Genomic DNA, 9,489 nt, shown 5'->3' on the forward strand with positions numbered 1-9,489 from the left:
TCAGGCCTTCGCCTTGGCCATCAGGTCGGCCCGCGGGTTCTCCTTGGGCTCGAGCTCGTGGAAGCGCTGCAGCGCCTCGCGGGCGGCGTCGTCGAGGTGGGTGGGCACGGCGACCTGAAGCTCTGCGAGCAGATCCCCGGTGCCCTTCGACGAGGCGATGCCCCGTCCCTTGACCCGCAGCACGCGCCCGGAGGGCGTGCCGGGCGCGACCCGCAGCTTGACCGGATCGCCGCCCAGCGTGGGCACCTCGATGGTCGCGCCGAGCGTCGCCTCGGTGAACGTCACCGGCACGGTCAGACGCAGATTGAGCCCGTCACGGCTGAACACCGGATGCTGACGCACCTTCACCTGCACGACGATGTCGCCGGGCGCACCGCCGTCGGGCGACGGGCGGCCGCGCCCGCGCAGACGGATCTTCTGACCATCGGCGACGCCGGCCGGCACCTTGACCTTGAACGGCTTGCCGTCTTCGGCCTGCAGAGTGATGGTCTCGCCCTTGGCCGCGGTGATGAAGTCGAGCGTGGTGCGCGCCGTGACGTCGGCGCCCTTCTGCGGGCCGCCGAAGCCGCGGTACCCGCCGGTCGGCTGCCCGAACCGGCCCGAGCCGAACGACCCGCCGCCCTGCGAGAACATCGAGAAGATGTCGTCGAAGTCGGCCTGCTGGCCGCCCTGTCCGAAGCGGCTGAAGACGTCTTCGAAGCCACCGGATGCCCCGGGCCCGGGCGCCGTGAAGCGCGCGCCCGAACCCATGGCGCGGATCTCGTCATACTCGCGACGCTGCTCGGCATCGCTGAGCACGGCGTACGCCTCGCTGATCTCTTTGAACCTCGCCTCGGCCTTGGCATCACCCTGATTGGAGTCGGGGTGGTACTTGCGCGCGAGCTTGCGGTACGTCTTCTTGAGATCGGCGTCGGAGACGTCCTTGGTGACGCCGAGCGTCTTGTAGAAGTCCTTGTCGAACCAATCCTGGCTGGCCATCGATCACCTACTCCGCGGGTACGGCGACGACGACCTTCGCGGGGCGAAGCTCGACATCGCCGAGACGGTATCCGACCTCGGCGACCTCGAGGATCGTCGAAGTGGTGGCCCCGGGAGTGGGCTGCTGGAAGATCGCCTCGTGCTGCTGCGGGTCGAACTCCTCGCCCGCGGCGCCATAGGCGACCACGCCGAGGCGCTCCACGACCGAGCGCACCTTCTCGGCGATCACGGCAAAGGCCGATCCCTCGACCAGGTCGCCGTGCTGCTGAGCGCGGTCGAGGTCGTCGAGCACGGGCAGCAGGCCCTTGGCGGCCTCGCCCTTCGCCCGGGCGATCTCGACGTGACGCTGCTCCTCGGTGCGGCGCCGGTAGTTGGCGTACTCGGCCTGCAGTCGCTTGAGATCGTTGAGCAGCGCATGCTCAGCATCCGCGATTCCGGCGCCGTCGGCGTCGTTCATCGTCGCCTCGTCGGTCTGCATGGCGTTCAGGATGTCGTCGACCGTGAGGTCGTCATCCGACCCCTCCGCGGCCGCGGCGTCGGCCGCGTCGGCGTTCTCGGGGATTCCCGAATCCGGCGCGGGGCCGGATGCCGCAGCATCCGACCCCTCGCTCTCGGGAACTTCGTCGAAGTTCTTGTCCGTCATCGTTACTTCTTCTCGTCCTCGTCGTCGATGACCTCAGCGTCGACCACATCCTCGTCGGAGTCGGTCTCGGCCGTGGGCTCCTCGGCACCACCGTCGGCTGCGGCTTCGGCCTGCTGGTTGGCGTAGATCGCCTCACCCAGCTTGCCCTGCGACTCGTTCAGCTTGTCGAACGCGGTCTTCACAGCGTCGTCGTCCTCGCCGGCGAGAGCCGTCTTGAGGGCGTCGACGTCGGCCTGCACGTCGGTCTTGACGTCTTCGGGCAGCTTGTCCTCGTTCTCCTTGATCAGCTTCTCGATCGAGTAGGCGAGGGTCTCGGCCTGGTTGCGGACCTCGGCGGCCTCGCGGCGCTTCTTGTCCTCGGCCGCGTTCTCCTCGGCCTCGCGCACCATGCGGTCGATGTCCTCCTTCGACAGCGACGAGCCACCGGTGATGGTCATCGACTGCTCCTTGCCGGTGCCCTTGTCCTTGGCGGACACGTGCACGATGCCGTTGGCGTCGATGTCGAAGGTCACCTCGACCTGCGGGATGCCACGGGGAGCGGGGGCGATGCCGGTGAGCTCGAAGGTGCCCAGCGGCTTGTTGTCGCGGGTGAACTCGCGCTCACCCTGGAAGACCTGGATCGCCACGGACGGCTGGTTGTCGTCGGCGGTGGTGAAGGTCTCGCTGCGCTTGGTCGGGATCGCGGTGTTGCGGTCGATGAGCTTGGTCATCATGCCGCCCTTGGTCTCGATGCCGAGGCTCAGCGGGGTGACGTCGATGAGCAGCACGTCCTTGCGCTCACCCTTCAGCACGCCGGCCTGCAGGGCGGCGCCGACGGCGACGACCTCATCCGGGTTGACACCCTTGTTGGCATCCTTGCCGGTCTCGCGCTTGACGAGGTCGGCCACCGCGGGCATGCGGGTGGATCCGCCGACGAGAACGATGTGGTCGATCTCGCTGACCTTGATGCCGGCCTCGCGGATGACGTCCTCGAACGGCTTCTTGGTGCGGTCGAGCAGGTCCTTGGTGAGGTCCTCGAACTTCGCACGGGTGAGGGTCTCGCTCAGCGACACCGGGCCCGACTCGGTCAGTGACAGGTAGGGCAGGTTGATGCTGGTGCTCGTCGAGGACGACAGCTCCTTCTTCGCCTGCTCCGCGGCCTCCTTGAGGCGCTGCAGCGCGATCTTGTCGCCCGAGACGTCGACTCCGCTGGTCTCCTTGAACTGCTTGATCAGGAAGTCCACGACACGCTGGTCCCAGTCGTCGCCGCCGAGGCGGTTGTCACCGGCGGTGGCGCGCACCTGGATGGTGGAGAAGTCGTCGTCCTTGCCCACCTCGAGCAGCGAGACGTCGAAGGTTCCGCCACCGAGGTCGAAGACGAGGATGAGCTCGTCCTCCTTGCCCTTGTCGAGGCCGTACGCCAGCGCAGCGGCGGTGGGCTCGTTGATGATGCGCAGCACGTTGAGGCCGGCGATCTCACCGGCCTCCTTGGTGGCCTGACGCTCGGCGTCGTTGAAGTACGCAGGAACGGTGATGACGGCGTCGGTCACGGTGTCGCCGAGGTACGACTCGGCGTCGCGCTTGAGCTTCTGCAGGATGCGCGCCGAGATCTCCTGCGGCGTCCACTTCTTGCCGTCCACGTCGAACGACCAGTCGGTGCCCATGTGGCGCTTGACCGACGCGATGGTGCGGTCGACGTTGGTGACGGCCTGGCGCTTGGCGGTCTCGCCGACCAGCACCTCGCCGTCCTTCGTGAATGCGACCACCGACGGGGTGGTGCGGAAGCCCTCGGCGTTGGCGATGACCTTGGGCTCGCCGCCCTCGAGGACGCTGACGACGGAGTTGGTGGTTCCGAGGTCGATACCGACAGCACGTGCCATGTGTTTTCTCCTTGTGTTGATGAAGTCTGGGATACGACTCAAGGAAACCTGAGCCGTGATGACTCAAGTGTAAACGTGCGATCGGATGCTGTCAAGAAAGTTGATACGCGTTCACTCAACTTTCACCCACTGCGCCACTCTACGCGTGGAATCGCTCAGCAAATCCATTCATTGGAATACATCTATCGCCTTCTCGGTTGTACCGAGCACAGGCGGCCATTGCGGATCAGCATCCGGCCGCCGTCACATCATGCGCCTCCACATGCGCAGCGGAAGGAGATATTCATGTCTGAGAACAAGGTCGCACTGGTCACCGGAGCAGGCCAGGGAATCGGTCGCGGGATCGCCCTGAAGCTGGCATCCGATGGGTTCGACATCGCCATCGCCGACCTCCCCGCCCAGGAGTCCAAGGCCACCGACGTCATTGCAGAGATCGAGGCGCTCGGCCGCAGGGCCATCTTCGTCGGCGCCGACGTCTCCAAGAAGGATGACGTCGTTGAGGCGGTCGGCCGCGCCGCTGCGGAGCTCGGCAGCTTCGACGTGATGGTCAACAACGCCGGCATCGCCCAGGTGAAGCCGATCGAAGAGGTCACCGAGGAAGAGCTCGACACCATCTTCCGGATCAACGTGAACAGCGTCGTCTGGGGCATCCAGGCCGCCGCCGCGAAGTTCACCGAGCTCGGCAAGAAGGGCCGCATCATCTCGGCCGCATCGATCGCCTCCGTGAAGGGGTTCCCGATTCTCGGTGCGTACTCGGCATCGAAGTTCGCCGTGCGCGGCCTCACTCACGTCGCCTCGCAGGAGCTCGCCCCGAAGGGCATCACCGTCAACGCGTACGCGCCCGGCATCGTCGGCACCGGCATGTGGGATGAGATCGACAAGCGCCTCTCCGAGATCAACGGCAAGCCGATCGGCGAGAACCTCAAGGAGAACGTCGAGTCGATCAGCCTCGGCCGCATCGAGACGCCAGAGGACGTCGCCGGCGTCGTCTCGTTCTTCGCCGGCCCGAACGCGGAGTACGTGACCGGGCAGACCCTGCTCGTCGACGGCGGGATGCTGTACAGCTGACCTCCGTTGTCTCCGGCTCAGGCCGGTGCACCCCGGTGCACCGGCCGCGTGATGCAGACCCGTCGTCGGCTATCACTTCTGCGATCTTTCGGCTATCACTTTTGCGATGATCTGACTATCGCTTCTGCGATCAGCCGACAGCGTCAGTGACCGGGCGCAGGATCGGATGCTGAAAGCAGTGCGACCCAGGAAGCAGGCGCTTCCCGGGTCGCACTGACGTGCTCTCAGCCGATCAGGTCGTGCGGCGCTTGCGTGCCCACAGCAATCCGCCGAGGGCCATCAGCGCCAGAGCGCCGGCCGTGATCGAGGCCCACACGGCGGCATCCGCACCGGTCACGGCCAGCTCGTCACCAGCATCCGAGGAGGCACTCGAACCGGAGTCGCTCGAACCGGAGTCACCGGAACCGGAACCATCACCGTCACCGGAACCGTCGCCGGGACCCGTGCCACCGCCGTCACCGTCGCCGTCACCGTCGCCGTCACCGTCACCACCACCGGGCGCGGCCGTCACGGTCAGGTCCGCAGCAGCAAGCTCCGCACCTTCGCCATCGGTCACGACCACCCGATGGTCCCCGGCTTCGGTGTTCGCCGGGATGGTCACGCTCACCTGCGCCGAGCCCTCAGCATCCACCACCACGTCGTCGAGCTTGATCGGCTCCGAGTGCAGCCACAGCTGCACGTCAGCATCCGCTTCGAAACCACTCAGGTCCACCGACACCTGCTCACCGGCCACAACGCTCGACGCACCCAGCTCCACCTGCGCCTCGGCGACAGGAGCGGCAGGCAGGTCGAGCTGCCAGCCCTGCGCCTCGAGGTGCTCGAACACCTCGCGCGCGGTGCGGTCGCCGAAGGTGGGCGCCGGGCCGTCGCCGTAGACATCCACGACGATCGGCTCGTCGGCCGTGCCGTAACCCCAGAACGGAGTGTCGGAATCGGCGCAGGTGGTGCCCGCGCGCAGGTGCACGGCCGCTCCCGGCGCGAGCTCGGTCTCGCGGAACTGCTCGAGCGATGAGAACGGGCGGTCCTTCGAACCGTCCCCGGCGCGCTCGGCACTGCAGTCGACCCAGACCTCCGTGAGGCGACCCGGATCCTCGGTGAGCGTCGGGTGCAGTGCCAGCTTCGCCAGCGCGAACGGTGCACGTGCCGAGTCGATCACGACGCGGAACCGCTGGGCGATGGTGGGCGCGTCGAGCGTGACGATGCGGCTGACGCCGATCGTGCCAGCGCCGCCGACGCGCTTCCACTCACCGTCGATCTCGGCCTCGATGTGGAACTCATCCACGGTCTGCCCGGCGACGTCGACGCCCTCGGCGAGCGTCACGCGGTTCACCGTACGAGCCTCGCCGAGATCGATCGTGAACGTCCCGGTCTTCTCCTCGCTGCTCCACGCGGTGCGCCGGCTGCCGTCGGTGAGCGCGTCGGTCGCGCCGTCGGGGCTCTCGACGGGAACGCCGATCGCCAGGTCGACACCGAACGCCTTGCGCTGCTCGGCCGCGAACGACTCCAGGGCCGAGACCGATGACGGCGCGAACGACCCGTTGGTCGTCGGCGGCGTGTTCAGCAGCATGACCGAGTTGCGACCCACCGTGTTCAGGTAGTGGTTCAGCAGCGTCGGTCCGCTCTTGGGCACGTCGTTCGGGTGCGCGAACCAGCCCTGGGTGAGCTTCATGTCGGACTCGGTCGGCCACCAGTGCAGGGCATCCGCCCCGCCCCGCGCGCCGGCGACGAGCGACTCGGCAGAGCCGACCTGCTCGAAGGATCCGCCGGCCACGACGCCGATCTTGCCACCGTCCTCGGGCACGTTCACGGCCATCGGCGCCCATTCGTTCTGGCGCGCGGTGCCGTGCTCGTTGCCGACCCAGCGCACATCGTTGCCGCCGACGGCGACCACCGCGTTCGGCTGCAGCTTGCCGATCAAGTCGTAGAAGGCCGGGTAGTCGAACAGCTCCTGCTTCTCGGTGTTGCCGGCCGCACCGTCGAACCAGACCTCATCGATCTGCCCGTACTGGGTGAGGATCTCGTACAGCGAGTTCAAGAAGTACGCGCCGTAGTCGGTGGCGTCGTAGGTGAACGTCGGCAGGTCCTTGCCGGCCCGGTCGTCGTTCTCGACCAGGGTCGGGATCGTGCGCTCGGACTTCGCGCTGCCGTTGCCGAAGCGCCCGTCGATCTCTTCATGCGAGTCGGCCGGCGACATGTACAGCCCCACCTGCATGCCGTACTTGCGTGCGGCGTCGGTGAACTCGCGCACGATGTCGCCCTTGCCGTCCTTCCACGGGGTCGACGCGATGTCGTAGTCGGTGTAGCGCGAGGGGTAGAGCACGAACCCGTCGTGGTGCTTGAGGGTGAGGATCGCCATGCGGTGACCCGAGTCGCGCAGGGTCTTCATCCAGCCGTCGACGTCGACCTCACCGGTCGGGTCGAAGCGCGTGGGGTCTTCGGTGCCGTGGCCCCACTCCTGGTTGTAGAAGGTGTTGATGCCGAAGTGCACGAAGCCGGTCAGGCCGAGTTCCTGCCACCGCAGCTGCTGGTCGGTCGGACGCACCAGCGCCGACTTGGCGAGGATGTTCTCGGGGCAGTCGTCGGCAGACAGGGCGATGTAGTTGGCCGGCTCGATGTCACCGAGCTCGGTGCAGGGCACCACGGGCTTGAGCTGCTGGAATTCGAACGAGGCTGCCGTGAAGGGCTCGATCATCGTGGCGAAGCGCGCGCGGTCGACCTTTCCGATGAAGGCACGGCCGCCGACGGCGGCGATCTCGTTGCCGAAGGTCGCCGTCGTGGTCGACGCGGAGTTGCGGATCGAGCGCTCACCGGCGGTGACCTTGGGCAGCTCGACACCGTCGAGCCAGGCGATCACCTCGGCGCCGCCGCCGTCGAGCGGCTGGTAGGCCACCGAGAGCACGTGCGCCTTACCGGTGGCAGGTACCGCCGCCATCGCCATGTGGTCGACCCACGTGCCCGACTGGTTCGAGCTGAAGCCGTACTGCAGGCCGTCGGCGCGATAGCGCACCGAGAAGTTGCCGCCGACGGCGATCAGCGTGGCGAGGTCCTTCTGGGCGGCGTCGGCCGTGAACTCCACCTCGGCGGCGAAACCCTCAGCCAGGGTCGTTCCGCTGAACACCTCGTCGGTGGCCGTGAAATCGGCCGCCTGCGCGCTGCTGGTCAGCGAAAGGCCTCCGGATGAGACCGTGGCACCGCTGCGCAGGGCGAGTGCGCCCTCGACGACCTCTCCCGCCGCGGGTGTGTACTCCGCACCCGAAGACGAGCCCGAGAATCCGGTGTTCAGCAGCGTGCTCGTCACCGGGTCGGGCTGGAACGTGTTCTGATCGGCGTCGTAGCCGGTGAGGCCCGCCGCGACGCGGACGCGGTGCAGCTGCCCCTTGTAGCCGCGGTCGCCGCCCGCGGGGTGCACGTCGTTGCCGAATCCGAACGACGCTGCGGCTGCCGCGTTGATCGCCGCCGGTGCGTCGGCGACGACCGGTGTGAGCACGACGCCGTCGAGCGAGACGTGCAGTTCGGCACCGTCACCGACATGGATGTACTGCACCGAGAGCTCGTGCTGCGCGGATGCCGACGGGGCGGGAGCGGTGCGCCGGTTCTTCTGCCAGGAGCCGTCCGACTGCGAGTCGAATCCGTAGACCAGCTCACCTCCCTCGATGCGCACGAACAGATTGCCGCCGGCGGCGAACAGCGTGGCCATGTCGGTCTGGGCGCCGGATGCCGTGATCGAGAGCTCTGCGACGAAGCCCGAGGTCGCGTCGGGTTCGGCGAGAGAGAATCCGGACGCGTCGTATCGGATGCCCTGGGTGCCGCCGCCGAGCACCACGCCGCCGCCCGCCTGCTGCTCTTCGGCGCCGTCCATGCGATGCACGACGCCGCGCATCGTCTCGCCCTCCACCGTGGTGTACGCCGTCGTGCCGACGAGCGAGCCAGCGAAGGCGATGTTGAGTTCGTCGGATGCTGCCGATGCGGCGGCACCGGGAACCAGTGTTCCGGCGAAGATCATCGCCGCCGTGGCCACGGCGACACCGACCCGCGATCGTGGTGACGATGGATGGGAACGTCTGCGTGTGCGCATGCCTTTGCTCCGTTGCTGAGAAGGACAGATCGGTGCGACACTAACAAACCTCCGATGTATAGGCAACGGTTTCTGGTTCAAGACGGGCGTGACTTCACCCAGGTCGTTAATTGCTCGGGTGTTTACGTATCACCGGCGTTCGCCGACTCCAGCAGCAAGGCCAGGGGCACGGGCATCCGGTCGAGTGGGAGCACCTCAAGGATGTCCGCTGCGAAGCGCGCCTTGCGGCCGGCCGTCGTGCCCGCGAACCGGTGCAGCTGCTCCGCGATGCTGCGCACCCGCTGCGCGGGCTGGCGCTGGAACACCCGGAACCGCTCGAGCTCGCCGCGTGTCGCCAGGGTCTCGAGCACCAGCCCAGCGCCGGCGGCGCGGATCACCTCCTCTTCGAGGTCGCGCTCGCACCCGTAGAAGCCGATCGCGGCGAGATCGGATGCCCCGGCATCCGCCACCTCAGCATCCAGCATCCCGACATCGTGCAGCACGCCGGCGACGTACCGGCCCTCGGCCGCGTCGAACAGCCCGAGCGCTCGCGCGCCCGACGCGCGCAGGCGGGTCAGGTTCGCCCGCAGATTGGTGATGCCGTCCATGACGATCAGGTCGAGCACTTCGATGCGCGCGCCGCGGTGCCGTGCGAGCACCTCGAACGCCAGCCGGTCGCTCCTGCCCTCGAAAAGCACGACCGTCGGTCTCGTACCTGCGCCCGACATGGCTCGACACTAGCGCGGCGCCGATGCGCAGCATCCAACGTGTCCGATTACTGACGTCGCACCCCGCGCGCGGCGTGTCGATCGCCGACGCGCCGGTCCGGCACCTCATCGTCAGTAATCCGACACGGTGAGGAGGCGAGACCCACCGAGATCGGATGC

The 9,489-nt window shown here is 67.5% G+C and carries 6 protein-coding genes; 1 reads left to right on the forward strand and 5 read right to left on the reverse strand.

The genetic code is table 11. The features are described 5' to 3' along the window. From WDU99_RS06750 to dnaK, 3 genes are read right to left on the reverse strand one after another with little or no spacing between them, the layout of a single operon-like run. The gene (locus tag WDU99_RS06750) at positions 1–978 is read right to left on the reverse strand and encodes a DnaJ C-terminal domain-containing protein (RefSeq protein WP_337331676.1); all 978 of its coding nucleotides are present in this window, start codon (positions 976–978) and stop codon (positions 1–3) included. 7 nt (positions 979–985) lie between these two features. Then, on the reverse strand, positions 986–1,621 hold the full coding sequence (locus WDU99_RS06755) for a nucleotide exchange factor GrpE (RefSeq protein ID WP_337331677.1): 636 nt from the start codon (positions 1,619–1,621) through the stop codon (positions 986–988). Between the two features lie 2 nt (positions 1,622–1,623). Beyond that, on the reverse strand, positions 1,624–3,480 hold the full coding sequence (gene dnaK / locus WDU99_RS06760) for a molecular chaperone DnaK (protein WP_337331678.1): 1,857 nt from the start codon (positions 3,478–3,480) through the stop codon (positions 1,624–1,626). 285 nt (positions 3,481–3,765) lie between these two features. Between dnaK and WDU99_RS06765 the strand changes: the two genes are divergently transcribed. Next, positions 3,766–4,548, forward strand: a complete 783-nt coding sequence (locus WDU99_RS06765) for an acetoin reductase (RefSeq protein ID WP_337331679.1) — start codon at positions 3,766–3,768, stop codon at positions 4,546–4,548. A 232-nt stretch (positions 4,549–4,780) separates the two neighbouring features. On the opposite strand, the gene WDU99_RS06770 is transcribed toward WDU99_RS06765, so the two are convergent. Both WDU99_RS06770 and WDU99_RS06775 read right to left on the reverse strand, forming a co-directional pair. Continuing rightward, on the reverse strand, positions 4,781–8,623 hold the full coding sequence (locus tag WDU99_RS06770; protein ID WP_337331680.1) for an alpha-L-fucosidase: 3,843 nt from the start codon (positions 8,621–8,623) through the stop codon (positions 4,781–4,783). A 122-nt stretch (positions 8,624–8,745) separates the two neighbouring features. Further along, positions 8,746–9,330 (reverse strand): ATP-dependent endonuclease, encoded by a 585-nt coding sequence (locus WDU99_RS06775; protein ID WP_337331681.1) that lies wholly within the window; start codon positions 9,328–9,330, stop codon positions 8,746–8,748. Positions 9,331–9,489 lie beyond the last annotated feature (159 nt).

Source organism: Microbacterium bandirmense (genome assembly GCF_037204185.1).
Lineage (GTDB): Bacteria > Actinomycetota > Actinomycetes > Actinomycetales > Microbacteriaceae > Microbacterium > Microbacterium bandirmense.